Here is a 17266-nt window from a genome sequence, read left to right as displayed (position 1 = left end):
CCTGGCGATGCGACAACCGCTTTACCGTGATTGTGTGTAAGGCATCACACAATAATTGAAACCGGTTTCATTTTTTCCGGAAAAAATAAAAAAGCCCACCGAAGTGGGCGGTGGCGGCGCTGAAGTCTTACGCGCGCAGGATACGGTTTTTACCCTGCTGTTTGGCTTTGTACAGCGCTTCATCGACGCTCACCACCAGCTTATCCAGTGGCTCCATATTCCATTCCCCGAGGCCGGCGCTGAAGGTGACCGTCAGGCCATCTTCGCGCCAGGTGCGTCGTTCGACGTTTACCCGCCATGTTTCCAGCAGCGTGCGGGCGTTATCGATATGTTCGGCAGGAAAGACCACCGCGAACTCTTCGCCGCCGTAGCGATAGAGGGATATCTCCAGCGGCTGGAGGACCTGTAGCCCTTCGCGAGCGACGTTACGCAGGACGATATCGCCATTGAGGTGGCCCCAGGTGTCGTTGATCGATTTAAAGTTATCGATATCGACCAGCGCGAGGGCGAACGGCTGGTGATCGTTCATCAGGGCGGCAATATCGCTGTCGAAGGCGCGGCGGTTTTTGCAGCCGGTGAGAGCGTCGATGGTCGCCTGGCGGACGTAGGACAGTTCGCGCTGTTTATTGGTTTCAATCGCTTTACTCAGCATCGCCTCAAGGCGCGGGGCGCGTTTGACGTCACCGGTTTTAATCGCATTGATGATATTCATCAGCACGGTACGGGAAGCATGACGCAGATAAAGACCGAACAGGATAATAATGATCGCTGCGAGAGTGAAACCGCCGATCACTAAATTGGTCTCATGACGTGTCAGATTGACCAGGGTGGCGTTATCGACACGGAAAATCACAAACCAGTCGGGATTGGTAAAGGAGTAATAGTAATACCAGGTGTCGCTCCCGGGATCGTAAAGCTGCCCCTCTCCGCTGGTCATTTTATCCATCAGCTCGTCCCTGACGAAGGGTTTAAACAGCGCGCCCGGGTCGGAGTGCAGGACCACTTTGCCATCCCGTTGCACCACAAAAAATTCCCCCTGTACGGGCGCCACCATCTGGCGCAGCGCGAACCCCATGGAGGTGAGATCGAGATGAAAGGCCAGGCTGCCCTTGAGTTTCCCTTCCGGGGTAATGATGGGTTTGAAAATGGTAATCGTCGGATGGTGGGTGAAATAATCCATATACGGACTGGTGTAGTGGCTGAAGGTGCTGGCTTCCGCCTGTTTGATAAACCAGGGCCGTGTTTTGGGATCGAAAGCCCGGCTGTCTTCGTTTTCCAGCACCTCCGGGGCGCGCAGATAGTGGCCCTCGGTATCCGCCAGCGAGATGGATGAGACGCTTGGCATCATGTTCTGTAACTGCATCAGCGTGGTTAACCCTTTCTCCGGCTCCACATTGACTGCGCGATTCAGTTCGTCATTGCGGGCAAAGAAGGCGGCTGCGCGCCCGAGGATAAAATCATTTTCCCGCAGCAGGGTTTCCGTATAGTTGATCGCCAGGTTATGGGTAAAATTGCGGTTAATATCGTGATAATCTTCGAGAAAATCTTTCTGTTGCGCCAGAGTCACAAAAATAGCGATCAGCATAAAACTGAGCAAAATACCGGCAAACCCCACGACGATCGGCGTCGTAAAAGAGAGCTTTCTGTTGTGTAGAGCCATGAATCGTTAATCGTCCCGGATGTATAAACCATGGGTCCGAACGCAGGTTGCGTCTGGGACGCCTGCCGATCGAATCAGTTCACTATTGCTCAATTATAACTCTGAGGCCTTCATGTATCGTGATTTATATTCGGCGATAATGTGCAGGCCTCTGCTCAGCGCGGAGAGGCAGGGCGAAAATGAGGAAGAAAAGGTTCGCCCTGGTCAGCGTCCGCTGCTGACCAGGGCAGAATAGAAAAACGGCGTCGGGCGGGCCAGCCTCCGTTTTTCATCTCTCGTGCAGGCGCGCAAAATTATCAGGCGTTTACACTGTACATCATGAGGTTTGCGAAGCGCGTCCCAGCCAGCTATCCCAGTCTTTCCATACCGGCTGCAGGCCGCGGGCGGCCAGCGCGCTGGCGACCTCTTCAGGGCGGCGATCGTCGTGCGGGGCAAATTGCTCGAGCTCCGGATGATCGTCGGCGTAGCCGCCGGGCTGGGTTTTAGAGAAGGCGCTGACGTTATTGATCGCCAGCGGGATCACCCGGTCGCGGAACCAGGGTGATTCGCGGGTGGATAGCGACAGCTCAACCTCTGGCGCCAGCAGGCGGAAGGCGCAGATAGTTTGCACCAGCTGGCGCTCATCCATCAGCGAAGCCGGTTCAATACCGCCGGCGCAGGGACGCAGGCGCGGGAAGGAGACCGAATAGCGGCTGCGCCAGTAGCGCTGCTGCAGCCACAGCAGGTGCTCAGCGACTATAAAGCAGTCCACTCGCCAGCTGTCGGAAAGGCCGATGAGCGCGCCAAGGCCGATCTTATCGATCCCCGCCGCGCCTAAGCGATCCGGCGTATCCAGCCGCCAGAAGAAATCCTGCTTTTTTCCTTTCAGATGGTGTTGGGCGTACATGCTTTCATGATAGGTCTCCTGATAGACCATCACCCCGTCGAGCCCCAGGGTTTTCAGCTCGGCATACTCTTCAGTCGCCAGCGGCTGCACTTCCATATGCAGCGAGGCAAACTGGCTGCGGATAGCCGGTAGGTGCTGACGGAAATAATCCATTCCCACCTTACCCTGATGTTCGCCGGTCACCAGCAGCAGATGCTCAAAGCCCAGGTTGCGGATTGCGGCGCACTCGCGGGCAATCTCGGCGGCATCCAGCGTCTTGCGCTTAATGCGGTTGCTCATCGAGAAGCCACAGTAGGTGCAGTCGTTAGCGCACAGGTTGGAGAGATACAGCGGCACGTAGAAGCTGACGGTATTGCCGAAGCGCTGCCGGGTGAGGCGCTGCGCGCGCTGGGCCAGCGGTTCAAGGTAATTGGCCGCGGCAGGCGAGAGCAGGGCCATCATATCATCGCGGGTGAGCTGTTTGGCCGCCAGCGCCCGTTCGACGTCGACGGCGGTTTTGCTGTTGATGCGCAGGCGGATATCGTCCCACTCCAGCTGCCGCCAGCGATCGCTAAAGGTTTTCATGCCAGCGCCTCCAGGAATCCGGTGAGCGGGCTGGTGGCCTGCGCCTGCGTACTGCGTGCCCCCGGTCCGGCCTGACGCGCCAGTAATCCGGCATCGATCGCCATACGGAAGGCGCGGGCCATGGCCACGGGGTCGTCGGCGACGGCAATGGCGGTATTGACCAGCACCGCGTCCGCGCCCATCTCCAGCGCCTGCGCCGCATGGCTCGGGACGCCGATCCCGGCGTCGACCACCACCGGGACCGTCGCCTGCTCGATAATAATCTCCAGCATGGCTTTGGTTTCCAGCCCCTGATTGGAGCCGATCGGCGCACCCAGCGGCATCACCGCCGCGCAGCCTACCTCTTCCAGTCGTTTACACAGCACCGGATCGGCGCCGCAGTAGGGCAGCACCACGAACCCTTCGCGGACCAGCAGCTCCGCCGCTTTCAGGGTTTCAATCGGGTCGGGCAGCAGCCAGCGGGCGTCCGGGTGGATCTCCAGCTTCAGCCAATGGGTACCCAGGGCTTCCCGCGCCAGGCGGGCGGCAAACACCGCCTCTTCCGCCGTCTTGGCGCCTGAGGTATTCGGCAGCAGGTTAACCCCCGCCGCCAGCAGCGGGGCGAGGATGGCGTCATTGCGCTGGCGTAAATCGACGCGCTTCATCGCCAGGGTTACCAGCTGGCTGCCCGAGGCGCGAATCGCCTCGACCATCACCTCCGGGGCGGCGAATTTGCCGGTACCGGTGAAAAGATGGGATTCAAACGTTTTGTCTGCAATACGTAACATGTCAGCCTCCAGCGATAACCTGAAAAAGCAGGACCCGATCGCCTTCCTGCAAGAGATGATCTTCCCACCGGTCGCGCGGCAGGATGTGTTGATTGAGCGCCAGCGCAACGCCCGGCTGCTGCTGTTCGAGCTGGGTCAGCAGGGCGCTGACGCTGAGATTGTCGGCGCACGCCAGCGGCTCGTCGTTAAACCAGATCTGCATGCCGCCCTCCGCACACCGGGCAGCTCCGGGAACGCTGTAGCGCAAGGGCGCGCCAGTTGCTGGTGCGGGCGTCGAACAGCCGCAGGGTGTTGCGCGGCGTCGCCATGCCGCTGAGCAGCTTAATTGTCTCCAGCGCCTGCAGGGTGCCCATCATGCCGACCACCGGGCCGACGATCCCCGCGGTGCGGCAGTTGCGCTGCGGTTCATCGCTTTCCGGCCACAGGCAGCGATAGCAGCCCTGCGTCCAGGGCGGGGTGAGCACCATCAGCTGACCGCCGAAGCCCACGGCGCTGGCGGTCACTAACGGGGTATCGAGGGCCACACAGGCGGCATTGATCGCCTGGCGGGTGACCATATTATCGGTACAGTCCAGCACCACGTCCGCTTTCGCCACTTCGGCGCGTAGCGCCTCGCCGCTTAAGCGCTGCTGGAGCGCTACCAGTTTGATCTGCGGGTTTAGCTGGCTGAGCCGGGTCTGTGCCGCTGCGGCTTTTGGCCGATCGATATCCGCGCTGGTGAACAAGATCTGCCGTTGCAGGTTGCTGAGATGCACCGCGTCGTCATCGGCCAGGGTCAGCGTCCCGACGCCAGCCCCGGCCAGATAGAGCGCCGCCGGGGAGCCCAGCCCGCCAAGGCCAATAATCAGCACTCGACTGGCTAACAGCTTCTGCTGCCCTTCGATGGCAATATCCTCCAGCAGCAGCTGGCGGCTATAGCGCATAAAGTCGTGATCATTCATCGCCCGCTCCCGCCAGCGCCAGCAGTTGGTCGGTCGCTGCCCGCCAGTCCGCCGCCTGGGTGATGGCGCTGACCACCGCGATGCTGCCGACGCCGGTCGCCAGTACCCCCGGCGCCTTTTCCAGGCTAATTCCGCCGATCGCCACGGTGGGGTAATCCGCCAGGCGTTGAATATGTCTGGCAAGCTGCTCGAGGCCCTGCGGCGCGGAAGGCATCTGTTTGGTTTGCGTCGGGAAGACGTGACCTAGCGCGATGTAAGAGGGGCGCGCCGCAAGGGCGACATCAATTTCCATATCATCGTGAGTAGAGACGCCAAGACGCAGCCCGGCCTGGCGGATAGCGCTCAGATCGGTGGTTTCCAGATCTTCTTGTCCGAGATGCACGCCATAGGCCTGATGCTTAATCGCCAGCTGCCAGTAATCGTTAATGAACAGTCGGGCGTGATAGCGGCGACCAAGGGCGATGGCGGCGATCACGTCATCCTCCACTTCGCTGTCGCGCCGGTCTTTGATGCGTAACTGAAGGGTACGTACCCCAGCTTCGAGCAGGCGCTCAATCCACGCCACGCTGTCCACCACCGGGTAGAGTCCGAGACGAAACGGGACGGGTGGAAAATCAGGTTGATACATCAGGCTTCCTCCTGTTTCAGGTAGATTTCGCCGCCGCGGGCGCGGAAGTTATTCGACATATCGGCCATGCCGGCTTCGATACTTTGCTTCGCGGCGTAGTCGCGGACCTCCTGAGTGATTTTCATCGAACAGAATTTCGGCCCGCACATGGAGCAGAAGTGGGCGACTTTGCCGGACTCCTGCGGCAGGGTTTCATCGTGATAGGCCCGCGCAGTGAACGGGTCGAGCGCGAGGTTGAACTGGTCTTCCCAGCGGAATTCAAAACGCGCTTTTGACATCGCGTTGTCGCGGATCTGCGCCCCGGGATGGCCTTTCGCGAGGTCGGCGGCGTGGGCGGCGATTTTGTAGGTAATCAGCCCCTGTTTGACATCCTCTTTGTTGGGCAGGCCGAGATGCTCTTTCGGCGTGACATAGCACAGCATGGCGCAGCCGAACCAGCCGATCATTGCCGCGCCGATACCGGAGGTGAAATGGTCGTAGCCCGGCGCGATGTCAGTGGTGAGCGGCCCCAGGGTGTAGAACGGCGCTTCGTGGCAGTGCTCCAGCTGTTCGGTCATATTGCGGCGGATCATCTGCATCGGCACGTGGCCAGGGCCTTCAATCATCACCTGCACGTCATATTCCCAGGCGATTTTCGTCAGTTCGCCGAGGGTGCGCAGCTCGGAAAACTGCGCCTCGTCGTTGGCATCCTGAATGGAGCCGGGGCGCAGGCCATCGCCCAGCGACAGCGACACGTCATAGGCGGCGCAGATTTCGCAGATTTCGCGGAAATGCTGGTAGAGGAAGTTTTCCTGATGATGCGACAGGCACCACTTAGCCATGATTGAGCCGCCGCGCGAGACGATACCGGTCAGGCGCTTCGCCGTCATCGGGACGTAGCGCAACAGTACGCCGGCGTGAATCGTGAAGTAGTCGACGCCTTGCTCGGCCTGTTCCAGCAGGGTATCGCGGAAGACTTGCCAGGTGAGATTCTCGGCGATGCCGTTGACCTTCTCCAGCGCCTGGTAAATCGGCACGGTACCAATCGGCACCGGGCTGTTGCGCAGGATCCACTCGCGGGTTTCGTGGATATAGCGGCCGGTGGAGAGGTCCATCACCGTGTCGGCGCCCCAGCGGGTTGACCAGACCAGTTTCTCGACCTCTTCTTCGATGGAAGAGGTCACCGCCGAGTTGCCGATATTGGCATTCACTTTCACCAGGAAGTTGCGGCCGATAATCATCGGTTCAGACTCCGGGTGGTTGATGTTGGCGGGGATGATGGCGCGTCCGGCGGCCACTTCATCGCGAACGAACTCGGGGGTGATGTTTTCCGGTAGGTGGGCGCCGAAGCCTTCACCTGCGTGCTGCTGGCGCAGAACCTCGCTGCGGATACGTTCGCGACCCATGTTTTCGCGAATGGCGATGAACTCCATCTCCGGGGTGACTATCCCCTGGCGGGCGTAGTGCAGCTGGGTAACGCATTTGCCAACGACGGCGCGTTTGGGCGTCAGCAGGCCGCTGAAGCGCAGCTCATCGAGACCGTCGTCGGCCAGCCGCGCTTTGGTATAGGCCGAGCTGCGTTCGCTGAGCGGCGCGCAGTCGTTACGCGCGTCGATCCACGGCTGGCGCAGCTTTGCCAGCCCCTGGCGGACATCAATGCTAATATCCGGGTCGCCATACGGCCCGGAGGTGTCATACACCGGGATCGGTTCGTTGGTTTCGTACCGGGGGTTATCTTTATCGCCGCCGACGAGAGTTGGGCTGAGCTGAATTTCACGCATCGGGACGCGGATATCCGCTTGTGAGCCGTGAACATAGATGCGGCGTGAATTAGGAAAAGCGGTACCCGCCAGCGTATCAATGAATCGCTGCGCGTGCTCGCGTTGTTCCCGACGGGTTAGTTTGGTAGTAGACATAGCGCATTCCAGTTAAAAAAGGACATGGCTTGTCAGACGACGGATGGAGTAACAGATGCGATCGGCCCTGACGGACTGACGCGAACAGCAGTTTACTCTTGTTCCCTTCGCAGGTATTAGCCTGATCAGGTTCCGCGGATCCCGAATTAACGGTCTCAGCCTTTTCCACGTTAGCCTGCGCATGGAAAATAGGCACTCCGACAAGATGAAATCCCTCCGCAGAGGGATAATGTACGTAAATTACGCGTTAACGGTTCACAACTCAAGCGGTCGGCGCAATATTATCGCGCACGTCATTGCTCAGGTTATGGGCGACAGCCAGGGCGATCAGTTTATCTTCCAGCGCGAAACGCGCCTCCAGCGACTCGCCGATATCCGACAGCGCCTGCTGAAATTCAAGATAGTTATCGTGATCGATGGCGTTTTCGAGGCAGGTATCGTAGTAGTCCATCATCTGCTGGGTATTGGCTTCCAGCTGCGGGTAAAGCCGGGTGGCGGCTAAAAGAGGGGTATCGCCTTCCATTTCGCCAATAATGCGTTCATAAATACTAAAATGACCGGATGAGAGGTAATCCACCAGACTTTGGCAAAAGTCATCCAGCGCCTTTTCGTTTAGCCGCATAAACGACTCTTTGCCCGGTTTCAGGCCAACCAGGTTGTAGTAAGCCACGAGCAGATGCTTACGCACTTGTAGCCAGCGATCGACCAGTTCATTACTACCGCCAACGCGCTCCGTCAGATTTTCCAGCTGGTTTAGCATGATTGACTCCGCTAGTTTTGATTTAAATCTGCTCACCAAAATGTAAATATAATGTTAACAACATGCCAGTGAAGCAAAGGTAGTGCAATAGATATGGATCGTATTATTGAAAAATTAGATCGCGGCTGGTGGGTTGTCAGTCACGAACAAAAATTATGGTTGCCTGGTGGAGAATTACCACATGGCGAAGCGGTTAATTTCGATCTTGTCGGCCAGCATGCGCTGCATATTGGCGAGTGGCAGGGCGAGTCCGTGTGGATGGTGCGCCAGGATCGTCGCCATGACATGGGATCGTTGCGCCAGGTGCTGGATCAGGATCCGGGACTCTTCCAGCTGGCTGGGCGGGGGATCCAGCTCGCCGAATTTTATCGCTCGCATAAATTTTGCGGTTACTGCGGCCACCCGATGCATGCCAGCAAAAGCGAATGGGCGATGCTGTGCAGCCACTGCCGTGAACGTTACTACCCGCAAATTGCCCCCTGCATTATCGTGGCAATCCGTCGCGACGATGCGATCCTGCTGGCGCAACATACGCGCCATCGCAACGGCGTGCACACCGTGCTGGCCGGCTTTGTCGAGGTCGGCGAAACCCTTGAGCAGGCGGTGGCTCGCGAGGTGATGGAGGAGAGCGGTATTCGGGTAAAAAATCTGCGTTACGTGACCTCTCAGCCATGGCCGTTCCCGCAGTCGCTGATGACCGCCTTTATGGCGGATTACGCAGATGGCGAGATCGTGGTCGACAAAAAAGAGTTACTGACCGCGGACTGGTATCGCTATGACGACCTGCCGCTTCTGCCGCCGCCGGGGACAGTGGCGCGGCGGCTTATCGAAGATACCGTCGCGATGTGTCGGGCAGAGTTCGAGTGACATGTTACACTGGGCGTATCAACGCTAAAGGAATGTAAAAATGACCGAACTGAAGAACGATCGTTACCTGCGCGCGCTGCTGCGTCAGCCGGTTGATGTCACCCCGGTGTGGATGATGCGCCAGGCGGGCCGCTATTTACCGGAGTACAAAGCCACCCGTGCGCAAGCGGGCGACTTTATGTCGCTGTGTAAAAATGCCGAGCTGGCCTGCGAAGTGACGCTCCAGCCGCTGCGCCGTTACCCGCTGGACGCGGCGATCCTCTTTTCGGACATCCTGACCATCCCGGACGCCATGGGGCTGGGGCTGTACTTTGAAGCTGGCGAAGGTCCGCGCTTCACCTCGCCGGTAAAAAGTAAAGCCGACGTCGACAAGCTGCCGATCCCGGATCCGGAGCAGGAGCTGGGCTATGTAATGAACGCCGTGCGCACCATTCGCCGCGAACTGAAAGGCGAAGTGCCGCTGATCGGTTTTTCCGGTAGTCCATGGACGCTGGCTACGTACATGGTGGAGGGCGGCAGCAGCAAGGCTTTCACCGTGATTAAAAAGATGATGTACGCCGAGCCGCAGGCGCTGCATGCGCTGCTGGATAAGCTGGCGAAGAGCGTTACCCTGTATCTCAACGCGCAGATCAAAGCCGGCGCGCAGTCGGTGATGATTTTTGACACCTGGGGCGGGGTGCTGACCGGCCGCGACTATCAGCAGTTCTCCCTCTACTACATGCATAAGATCGTCGATGGCCTGCTGCGGGAAAACGAAGGCCGCCGCGTGCCGGTGACTCTGTTCACCAAAGGCGGTGGTCAGTGGCTGGAAGCGATGGCGGAGACCGGCTGCGATGCGTTGGGTCTCGACTGGACCACCGATATTGCCGATGCTCGCCGTCGCGTGGGTAACAAAGTAGCGCTACAGGGCAATATGGATCCGTCGATGCTCTATGCGTCCGCCCCGCGTATTGAAGAAGAAGTGGCGACTATTCTTGCCGGCTTTGGCCAGGGGGAAGGCCACGTCTTTAACCTTGGACACGGTATTCATCAGGACGTTGACCCCGAGCATGCGGGCGTCTTTGTTGAGGCTGTGCACCGTCTGTCCGCACCCTATCACCAGTAGGAGATAAGCCCTATGGATTTAGCCGCACTACGTACCCAACAGCAACAGTTAGCCGCGTCGGTAGAGCGTGCGGATCGACTGGATCGCGACCCGCCGGCGTTGATCGGCGGCGCGGACGTCGGGTTTGAGCAGGAAGGGGAGATCACCCGGGCTGCGATGGTGCTGCTGACCTGGCCTGAGCTTGAGCTGGTGGAGTATCAGGTGGCGCGGGTCGCCACCTCTATGCCCTATATTCCCGGCTTTCTCTCGTTTCGCGAAACGCCTGCGCTGCTGGCGGCGTGGGAGCAGCTTTCGCAAAAACCGGACCTACTCTTCGTTGACGGACACGGCATTTCTCATCCCCGGAGATTGGGCGTCGCCAGCCATTTTGGCCTGATGATTGATGTGCCGACTATCGGAGTGGCGAAAAAACGCCTGTGCGGCAAAATCGGCGACCTGGGTGATGAGCCTGGCGCGCTGGCCCCGCTGATGGATAAAAATGAGCAACTGGCCTGGGTCTGGCGCAGCAAAGTGCGCTGCAACCCGCTGTTTATTAGCACCGGCCACCGGGTAGGCATGGACAGCGCTTTAATGTGGGTTGAGCGTTGCATGCGAGGCTACCGTCTGCCCGAGCCGACGCGCTGGGCCGATGCGGTGGCGTCCCGTCGTCCGTCGTTTGTGCGTTGGCAAGCAAATCACAGCTGATTCAGGTACACTGCGCCTAATTTCTGACTTCGAGAATTCATCATGTTACAAAACCCGATTCACCTGCGCCTGGAGAAGCTGGAAAGCTGGCAGCATGTCACTTTTATGGCCTGCCTGTGCGAACGTATGTATCCCAACTACGCGATGTTCTGCAAGCAAACCGAGTTTGGCGACGGCCTGCTTTATCGTCGTATCCTGGACCTGATCTGGGAAACGCTGACGGTTAAAGATGCGAAGGTGAATTTCGACAGCCAGCTGGAGAAGCTGGAAGAGGCGATCCCGGCGGCAGATGATTTCGACATGTACGGTGTCTATCCGGCCATAGACGCTTGCGTGGCGTTGAGTGAACTGATTCATTCTCGTCTGAGCGGCGAAACGCTCGAGCACGCGATCGAGGTGAGCAAGACCTCCATCACCACCGTGGCGATGCTGGAAATGACCCAGGAAGGTCGCGAAATGACCGACGAAGAGTTGAAAGCGAATCCGGCGGTAGAGCAGGAATGGGATATTCAGTGGGAAATTTTCCGCCTGCTGGCCGACTGTGAAGAGCGTGATCTTGAGCTGATAAAAGGCCTGCGCGCGGACCTGCGCGAGGCTGGCGAGAGCAATATTGGTATAAATTTTCAGCAGTGAGACCAGAAAACGTGATTTACCGCCTGAATTGTAGCGTCTGAAGGCTTCCATTCCGCCCCCCGTCTGGTCTACATTTGGAGGGCGAAAAAAAGTGGCTATCGGTGCGTGTATGCAGGAGGGTGCTTTTTTGGCATTTCCGTCGCACTCGATGCTTAGCAAGCGATAAACACATTGTAAGGATAACTTATGAACAAGACTCAACTGATTGATGTAATTGCGGACAAAGCTGACCTGTCCAAAGCACAGGCTAAAGCTGCCCTGGAATCTACCCTGGCTGCAATTACTGAGTCTCTGAAAGAAGGTGATGCTGTTCAACTGGTTGGTTTCGGTACCTTCAAAGTGAACCACCGCGCTGAGCGTACTGGCCGCAACCCGCAGACCGGTAAAGAGATCAAAATCGCTGCAGCTAACGTGCCGGCATTTGTTTCTGGCAAAGCACTGAAAGACGCAGTTAAGTAAGACCGCGTGGCAGTGAACAGTTTTATCGAAGGGGCTATTAAGCCCCTTTTGTCTGTCTGGCGCCGGCCTCTGGCGCTGGCGGGCATCCTGTTGCTGACTGCCTGCAGCCACGACACGTCGCTACCGCCGTTTACCGCCAGCGGATATGCGGACAATCAGGGAGCGATGCGCATCTGGCGTAAAGATTCTGGCGATGAAGTCCATCTTCTCGCCGCCTTCAGCCCGTGGCGTCACGGGGACACCTCGACCAGCGAATATCGCTGGCAGGGCGATCAACTGGCGCTTATCGAACTCAATGTCTATGGCAAACCGCCGGAACATATTCGCGCCCGTTTCGACGCGCAGGGCGATCTGAGCTTTATGCAACGGGAAGTGGACGGGCAGAAGCAGCAGCTCTCCAGCGACCAGGTCGCGCTATATCGTTATCGCGCCGAACAGATCCGCCAGACCAGCGACGCCCTCCGCCAGGGGCGGGTCGTCCTGCGCCAGGGACGCTGGAACGCTGCCGCGCATACCGTGCTGACCTGCGAAGGGCAGACGGTTACGCCCGACCTCGATAGCCGGGCCCTGGCGCACATTGAACGCCGCCAGAGCCACGCTTCCGCCGCAGTGAGCATTGCCTGGCTGGAGGCGCCGGAAGGCTCTCAACTGCTGCTGGTCGCCAATGAAAACTTCTGCACCTGGCAGCCGACGGAAAAAAACTTCTAACCTTTACCAATGGTTCATGCCCATATGACCGCCGGCGCTACCGCGACAGCCGCCATATCCCATTCCTGCGCCGCGGGGAACGCCTGCCTCAGCCAGGGCGATATCAAACTTCACCCGCTGCTGATCCAGCTTCTGGCGTAAGCCTTCCATCTCCTGAGCGACAGCTTCAATCTTCCCGCTGTCCGGCTTTTGCGCCGTGAGCAGCGCATTGTACTCATAGCGTTTGGACTGCAGCTGCTGGCGCAGGGCGCTGGTTTGCGCATAGTAATCGTTATGCAGCTTTTGCACGGTAGCCTGCTGCTCCTGGGTCAGCTGACTGTAGCCCTGGTTGCCCATCCCGTTATTGTTGCCCCAGTGGTGGTTGGCCCAGGCCGCGTTGCTGGCGAAGGTCAGCGCGGCAAAGGTAACGAGGGCGAGAGGTAAGGTACGGTTCCGTTTCATGGCATTTTCTCCTGTGTGGTTTCCCTCGGTATTGCATCTTCCATGCCAGTCTGAAAAAGCCCGTCTGTGTGGGCCTGCCGAAGCCTTTGCCGAGGAGAGCGAGTAAAAATGACCCGTTCCGCCAGGGTCAGGCGAGTCATTTTTACTCGCTTAAGCGCAGGCGATATGTTTGAGAGCAGGATTGGCCGCGCGGAAACATGGCATGATTTCTGCTGAAGGAGCCTGCAGATAGTGAAAAAGAGATGACAAGGACTCGCCGATGAAGATCAAATCTCTCTCCCGGGACGCCGCCGCTGGCGCGCTGAGCTGGCTGCTGACCGGCACGGTTGTGCTGCTGGTCATGCTGTTCTCCGCGATGATCGTCCGCGACTACGGTCGCGAGACGACCGCTGCCCGACAAACCATTGAAGAGAAAGGGAGCGTGCTGATCCGCGCGCTGGAGTCCGGCACGCGCGTCGGGATGGGGATGCGTATGCATCATGCGCAGCTGCAGGCCCTGCTGGAAGAGATGGCCTGGCAACCGGGCGTCCTGTGGTTCGCGGTGACCGATGAAAACGGTAAAATTATCGCCCATAGCGATCCGCAGCAGGTGGGTAAAACGCTGTATAGCCCGGCGCAGATGCGTGCGTTAGCGGTTGGCGAACAGGCCCGCTGGCGCCGGCTTAGCGAACCGCGGCCGGCGCTGGAGATCTATCGCCATTTTCGCCCGCTTAATCCGGCCCGCGGCCACCATATGGGAATGATGAACCGCGGCAATAGCGCCCTGGCTCAGGCCACCGTCCCGCAGGTGATTTTTATCGCCTTTGATAGCCGCGAGCTGGATGCCGCGCAGGCCCGCGGGCAGCGGAATATGGCCATCATGCTGGGTGCCGCCGCGCTGGTGATAGCGGCGACGATCCTCGCTCAGTTCTGGTTCCGCCGCTATCGTCGCTCGCGGAAACAGCTGCTGGAGGCGATGGCCCGCAAGGAAAAGCTGGTGGCGCTTGGCCATCTGGCGGCGGGGGTCGCGCACGAGATCCGCAACCCGCTCTCGTCGATTAAAGGGCTGGCGAAATATTTTGCCGAGCGCACGCCGCCTGGCGGCGAGTCGCATCAGTTAGCCCAGGTGATGGCCAAAGAGGCTGATCGCCTGAACCGGGTGGTCAGCGAGCTGCTGGAGCTGGTCCGGCCCGCCCATCTAAACTACCAGACAGTCGATATCAACGCGCTTATCCGCCACTCATTGCAGTTGGTAAGCCAGGATGCGCAGAGCCGCGGGATCGCGCTGCAATTTACTCCGCGACCTGAGTTAACCACGATCAGCGCCGACCCCGATCGCCTGAATCAGGTGCTGTTGAATCTGTACCTGAATGCAATGCAGGCGATTGGCCGTGACGGCGTCATTCGCGTAACAGCAAGCGAAGCCGATCGTCAGCGGGTGAAAATCGTCGTCACGGATAGCGGTAAGGGGATGAGCGATGAAGAGTTACAGGCTATCTTCACGCCGTATTTCACCACCAAGGCGGACGGCACCGGGCTGGGGCTGGCCGTAGTGCAGAATATTATCGAACAACATGGCGGGACGATCCGCGCCGAAAGTCAGCCGGGAGCTGGAGCGATATTTACGCTTTGGTTACCGGTGGATGCTCAACGGAGGGAAGATGAGCAGCGATAAAGTACAGATTCTGGTCGTTGATGATGACATCAGCCACTGCACGATCCTGCAGGCGCTGCTGCGCGGCTGGGGCTATCAGGTGGGGTTGGCTCACAACGGCCTGCAGGCGCTGGAGCAGATCCATCAGCAGGTCTTCGACCTGGTGCTGTGCGATATCCGTATGGCGGAGATGGACGGTATCGCAACGTTAAAAGAGATTAAGGCCTATAACCCGGCGATACCGGTGCTGATCATGACGGCGTTTTCCAGCGTCGGTACGGCGGTAGAAGCTATTAAGTCCGGGGCGCTGGATTATCTGGTTAAACCGCTGGATTTTGACACCCTGCAGCAGACGCTGGTTCAGGCATTGGCGCACACCCGGCAGAGCGAGAGCGACCCCAGCGTTGCGACGGATTCACGGTGGGGCATGATTGGCGACAGCCCGGCGATGCAGGCGCTTCTTAACGATATTACGCTGGTGGCCCCTTCGGACGCGACGGTGCTGATTTATGGGGAGTCGGGAACCGGTAAGGAGCTGGTGGCGCACGCCATCCACGCCTGCAGCGAGCGTCGTGACAAGCCGTTGGTCACGCTCAACTGCGCGGCGCTGAATGAGTCACTGCTGGAGTCGGAACTCTTCGGCCATGAAAAAGGGGCGTTTACCGGGGCGGATCGGCGGCGGGAAGGACGCTTTGTCGAAGCGGATGGCGGCACGCTGTTTCTTGATGAGATAGGCGATATCTCGCCAGTGATGCAGGTCCGCTTGCTGCGGGCGATTCAGGAGCGGGAGGTGCAGCGGGTCGGCAGCAACCAGACGCTTGCCGTTGATGTGCGGCTTATCGCCGCCACCCATCGCAACCTTGCGGAAGAGGTGAGCGCCGGGCGCTTTCGCCAGGATCTCTATTACCGACTCAACGTCGTGACCATCGAGATACCGCCGCTGCGCCGGCGACGGGAAGATATTCCGCAGCTGGCGCAGCATTTTCTCAAACGCTATACCGAACGCAATCGTAAGACGGTAAAGGGGTTCACGCCACAGGCGATGGACCTGCTGATCCACTACCCCTGGCCGGGCAATATACGCGAGCTGGAAAACGCGGTGGAGCGGGCGGTGGTGCTACTGACCGGAAACTATATCTCTGAGCGAGAACTGCCCCTGGCGATCGCCGGTACGCCGCTGCCATCAGGCGGGAGCGAGGAGGGGGGAATTCAGCCGTTAGTGGAAGTGGAGAAAGAGGTGATTCTGGCGGCGCTGGAAAAAACGGGCGGCAACAAAACCGAAGCCGCCCGTCAGTTAGGCATTACGCGCAAAACGCTGCTGGCGAAACTTAGCCGTTAGCCTTTTCACGTTCGATGGCGCGCCAGCCGATATCGCTACGGCTAAAGCTACCGTCCCAGCGAATGTCGGTCAGCAGCTGATAGGCGCGCTGCTGCGCCTGCGCCACGGAGTCACCCAGCGCGGTGACGCACAGCACGCGCCCGCCGTTGGTGACCACGCGCTGGTCGTCAGACAGTTTGGTGCCGGCGTGGAAGACTTTACCGTCTGCGACTTCCTGCTGCGGCAGGCCGTAGATCTCATCGCCCGTATTGTAGCTGCCCGGATAGCCGCCGGCGGCAACCACCACGCCCAGCGACGCGCGGTCATCCCACTCGGAGGTTTTCCCGTCCAGCTTGCCCGCGCAGGCGGCGAGGCACAGCTCGACCAGGTCGGACTTCATGCGCAGCATGATCGGTTGGGTTTCCGGGTCGCCAAAGCGGCAGTTGAACTCAATCACCTTCGGGTTGCCCTGCTTGTCGATCATCAGACCGGCGTAGAGGAAACCGGTATAGGTGTTGCCTTCAGCGGCCATGCCTTTCACGGTTGGCCAGATAATCCGCTCCATGGTGCGCTGGTGGACTTCGTCAGTAACCACCGGTGCCGGGGAGTACGCCCCCATCCCGCCGGTGTTCGGGCCGGTATCGCCGTTGCCGACGCGCTTGTGATCCTGGCTGGTGGCCATCGGCAGGACGTGCTCGCCGTCGACCATCACAATAAAGCTAGCCTCTTCGCCATCGAGGAACTCTTCAATCACGATGCGGTGGCCTGCGTCGCCAAAGGCGTTGCCGGCCAACATATCTTTGACCGCCGCTTCGGCTTCCTCGAGGGTCATCGCCACGATAACGCCTTTACCCGCCGCCAGACCGTCGGCTTTGATGACGATCGGCGCGCCTTTCTCGCGCAGATAAGCCAGCGCAGGCTCCACTTCGGTGAAGTTCTGGTATTCCGCCGTCGGAATATGATGACGGGCGAGAAAATCTTTGGTGAAGGCTTTTGAGCCTTCCAGCTGCGCGGCGCCTTCGGTTGGCCCGAAGATGTTCAGCCCGGCGGCACGGAACGCGTCGACCACGCCAATGACCAACGGCGCTTCCGGGCCAACGATGGTCAGATCGATGTTCTCATCCTGCGCGAAGCGAAGCAGCGCCGGAATATCGGTGACGCCGATGGCGACGTTTTGCAGCGACGGCTCCAGGGCGGTACCGGCGTTGCCCGGCGCGACATAGACGGTATCAACCAGCGGCGACTGAGCCGCTTTCCAGGCCAGCGCGTGCTCGCGCCCGCCGTTACCGATTACTAATACTTTCATCTGCTGCTCCA

Annotated in this window: 18 protein-coding genes and 1 riboswitch; of the genes, 8 read left to right on the top strand and 10 right to left on the bottom strand. The window is 59.2% G+C overall.

What is annotated here, in order from left to right:
- Positions 1-127: 127 nt before the first annotated feature.
- The 8 genes from ACR809_RS24275 to ACR809_RS24240 all read right to left on the bottom strand — a co-directional run bounded on the left by ACR809_RS24275 (position 128) and on the right by ACR809_RS24240 (position 8101).
- A complete protein-coding gene (locus ACR809_RS24275) occupies positions 128-1660 on the bottom strand; it encodes a sensor domain-containing diguanylate cyclase (RefSeq protein WP_004171439.1) in 1533 nt (510 codons plus the stop codon).
- Between the two features lie 316 nt (positions 1661-1976).
- Positions 1977-3110: a 2-iminoacetate synthase ThiH gene (thiH, locus tag ACR809_RS24270; RefSeq protein WP_023283120.1), complete on the bottom strand. Its 1134-nt coding sequence runs from the start codon at positions 3108-3110 to the stop codon at positions 1977-1979.
- Positions 3107-3877, bottom strand: a complete 771-nt coding sequence (thiG, locus tag ACR809_RS24265) for a thiazole synthase (protein ID WP_004152308.1) — start codon at positions 3875-3877, stop codon at positions 3107-3109. The genes thiH and thiG overlap by 4 nt, the downstream gene beginning before the upstream one ends.
- Before the next feature lies 1 nt (position 3878).
- Complete coding sequence (gene thiS / locus ACR809_RS24260; protein WP_002884183.1) at positions 3879-4079, bottom strand: sulfur carrier protein ThiS; 201 nt, start codon at positions 4077-4079, stop codon at positions 3879-3881.
- Positions 4063-4818: a thiazole biosynthesis adenylyltransferase ThiF gene (thiF, locus tag ACR809_RS24255; protein ID WP_004177871.1), complete on the bottom strand. Its 756-nt coding sequence runs from the start codon at positions 4816-4818 to the stop codon at positions 4063-4065. The genes thiS and thiF overlap by 17 nt, the downstream gene beginning before the upstream one ends.
- Complete coding sequence (thiE, locus tag ACR809_RS24250; RefSeq protein ID WP_004152310.1) at positions 4811-5446, bottom strand: thiamine phosphate synthase; 636 nt, start codon at positions 5444-5446, stop codon at positions 4811-4813. Before thiE ends, thiF begins: the two co-directional genes overlap by 8 nt.
- The gene (thiC, locus tag ACR809_RS24245) at positions 5446-7341 is read right to left on the bottom strand and encodes a phosphomethylpyrimidine synthase ThiC (protein ID WP_009485012.1); all 1896 of its coding nucleotides are present in this window, start codon (positions 7339-7341) and stop codon (positions 5446-5448) included. Before thiC ends, thiE begins: the two co-directional genes overlap by 1 nt.
- An 85-nt stretch (positions 7342-7426) precedes the next feature.
- Positions 7427-7551: riboswitch (TPP riboswitch) on the bottom strand.
- Between the two features lie 52 nt (positions 7552-7603).
- The gene (locus ACR809_RS24240; RefSeq protein ID WP_002884324.1) at positions 7604-8101 is read right to left on the bottom strand and encodes an Rsd/AlgQ family anti-sigma factor; all 498 of its coding nucleotides are present in this window, start codon (positions 8099-8101) and stop codon (positions 7604-7606) included.
- A 93-nt stretch (positions 8102-8194) separates the two neighbouring features.
- Between ACR809_RS24240 and nudC the strand changes: the two genes are divergently transcribed.
- The 6 genes from nudC to ACR809_RS24210 all read left to right on the top strand — a co-directional run bounded on the left by nudC (position 8195) and on the right by ACR809_RS24210 (position 12557).
- Positions 8195-8968, top strand: a complete 774-nt coding sequence (gene nudC / locus ACR809_RS24235) for an NAD(+) diphosphatase (RefSeq protein WP_002884327.1) — start codon at positions 8195-8197, stop codon at positions 8966-8968.
- Between the two features lie 40 nt (positions 8969-9008).
- Positions 9009-10073 (top strand): uroporphyrinogen decarboxylase, encoded by a 1065-nt coding sequence (hemE, locus tag ACR809_RS24230; RefSeq protein ID WP_002884329.1) that lies wholly within the window; start codon positions 9009-9011, stop codon positions 10071-10073.
- A 12-nt stretch (positions 10074-10085) separates the two neighbouring features.
- Complete coding sequence (nfi, locus tag ACR809_RS24225; RefSeq protein ID WP_004152311.1) at positions 10086-10757, top strand: deoxyribonuclease V; 672 nt, start codon at positions 10086-10088, stop codon at positions 10755-10757.
- Positions 10758-10799: 42 nt separating this feature from the next.
- A complete protein-coding gene (locus tag ACR809_RS24220; RefSeq protein WP_002884331.1) occupies positions 10800-11390 on the top strand; it encodes a YjaG family protein in 591 nt (196 codons plus the stop codon).
- 186 nt (positions 11391-11576) lie between these two features.
- Positions 11577-11849, top strand: a complete 273-nt coding sequence (gene hupA, locus ACR809_RS24215) for a nucleoid-associated protein HU-alpha (RefSeq protein WP_002884342.1) — start codon at positions 11577-11579, stop codon at positions 11847-11849.
- Between the two features lie 12 nt (positions 11850-11861).
- On the top strand, positions 11862-12557 hold the full coding sequence (locus ACR809_RS24210) for a DUF1481 domain-containing protein (protein WP_004895020.1): 696 nt from the start codon (positions 11862-11864) through the stop codon (positions 12555-12557).
- 3 nt (positions 12558-12560) lie between these two features.
- Here ACR809_RS24210 and zraP read toward each other — a convergent pair whose 3' ends face one another.
- Positions 12561-12998, bottom strand: a complete 438-nt coding sequence (gene zraP, locus ACR809_RS24205; protein WP_002884346.1) for a zinc resistance sensor/chaperone ZraP — start codon at positions 12996-12998, stop codon at positions 12561-12563.
- A 259-nt stretch (positions 12999-13257) separates the two neighbouring features.
- On the opposite strand from zraP, the gene zraS reads away from it, so the two are divergent.
- Both zraS and zraR read left to right on the top strand, forming a co-directional pair.
- On the top strand, positions 13258-14652 hold the full coding sequence (zraS, locus tag ACR809_RS24200; RefSeq protein WP_040245145.1) for a two-component system sensor histidine kinase ZraS: 1395 nt from the start codon (positions 13258-13260) through the stop codon (positions 14650-14652).
- Positions 14639-15970, top strand: coding sequence for a sigma-54-dependent response regulator transcription factor ZraR (zraR, locus tag ACR809_RS24195; RefSeq protein ID WP_004895015.1), 1332 nt, complete (start codon positions 14639-14641; stop codon positions 15968-15970). Before zraS ends, zraR begins: the two co-directional genes overlap by 14 nt.
- Here the strand turns inward: zraR and purD are convergent.
- Positions 15960-17255: a phosphoribosylamine--glycine ligase gene (gene purD / locus ACR809_RS24190; RefSeq protein ID WP_004192662.1), complete on the bottom strand. Its 1296-nt coding sequence runs from the start codon at positions 17253-17255 to the stop codon at positions 15960-15962. The two genes, zraR and purD, sit on opposite strands and share 11 nt — an antisense overlap.
- Positions 17256-17266 lie beyond the last annotated feature (11 nt).

Origin of the sequence: Klebsiella sp. CD33 (assembly GCF_051992865.1) — a bacterium.
In the GTDB taxonomy this organism is placed as follows: domain Bacteria; phylum Pseudomonadota; class Gammaproteobacteria; order Enterobacterales; family Enterobacteriaceae; genus Klebsiella; species Klebsiella pneumoniae.
Note: the sequence above shows the minus strand (reverse complement) of the source record. Positions and strands in the feature narration are given on the sequence as shown.

Coding starts and splice junctions, on each gene's coding strand:
- hupA (WP_002884342.1), top strand. CDS start 11,577: ATGAACAAGACTCAACTGATTGATGTAATTGCGGACAAAGCTGACCTG.
- ACR809_RS24275 (WP_004171439.1), bottom strand. CDS start 1,660: ATGGCTCTACACAACAGAAAGCTCTCTTTTACGACGCCGATCGTCGTG.
- ACR809_RS24240 (WP_002884324.1), bottom strand. CDS start 8,101: ATGCTAAACCAGCTGGAAAATCTGACGGAGCGCGTTGGCGGTAGTAAT.
- nudC (WP_002884327.1), top strand. CDS start 8,195: ATGGATCGTATTATTGAAAAATTAGATCGCGGCTGGTGGGTTGTCAGT.
- zraP (WP_002884346.1), bottom strand. CDS start 12,998: ATGAAACGGAACCGTACCTTACCTCTCGCCCTCGTTACCTTTGCCGCG.
- thiF (WP_004177871.1), bottom strand. CDS start 4,818: ATGAATGATCACGACTTTATGCGCTATAGCCGCCAGCTGCTGCTGGAG.
- thiC (WP_009485012.1), bottom strand. CDS start 7,341: ATGTCTACTACCAAACTAACCCGTCGGGAACAACGCGAGCACGCGCAG.
- thiG (WP_004152308.1), bottom strand. CDS start 3,877: ATGTTACGTATTGCAGACAAAACGTTTGAATCCCATCTTTTCACCGGT.
- thiS (WP_002884183.1), bottom strand. CDS start 4,079: ATGCAGATCTGGTTTAACGACGAGCCGCTGGCGTGCGCCGACAATCTC.
- zraS (WP_040245145.1), top strand. CDS start 13,258: ATGAAGATCAAATCTCTCTCCCGGGACGCCGCCGCTGGCGCGCTGAGC.
- thiH (WP_023283120.1), bottom strand. CDS start 3,110: ATGAAAACCTTTAGCGATCGCTGGCGGCAGCTGGAGTGGGACGATATC.
- purD (WP_004192662.1), bottom strand. CDS start 17,255: ATGAAAGTATTAGTAATCGGTAACGGCGGGCGCGAGCACGCGCTGGCC.
- zraR (WP_004895015.1), top strand. CDS start 14,639: ATGAGCAGCGATAAAGTACAGATTCTGGTCGTTGATGATGACATCAGC.
- ACR809_RS24220 (WP_002884331.1), top strand. CDS start 10,800: ATGTTACAAAACCCGATTCACCTGCGCCTGGAGAAGCTGGAAAGCTGG.
- thiE (WP_004152310.1), bottom strand. CDS start 5,446: ATGTATCAACCTGATTTTCCACCCGTCCCGTTTCGTCTCGGACTCTAC.
- hemE (WP_002884329.1), top strand. CDS start 9,009: ATGACCGAACTGAAGAACGATCGTTACCTGCGCGCGCTGCTGCGTCAG.
- nfi (WP_004152311.1), top strand. CDS start 10,086: ATGGATTTAGCCGCACTACGTACCCAACAGCAACAGTTAGCCGCGTCG.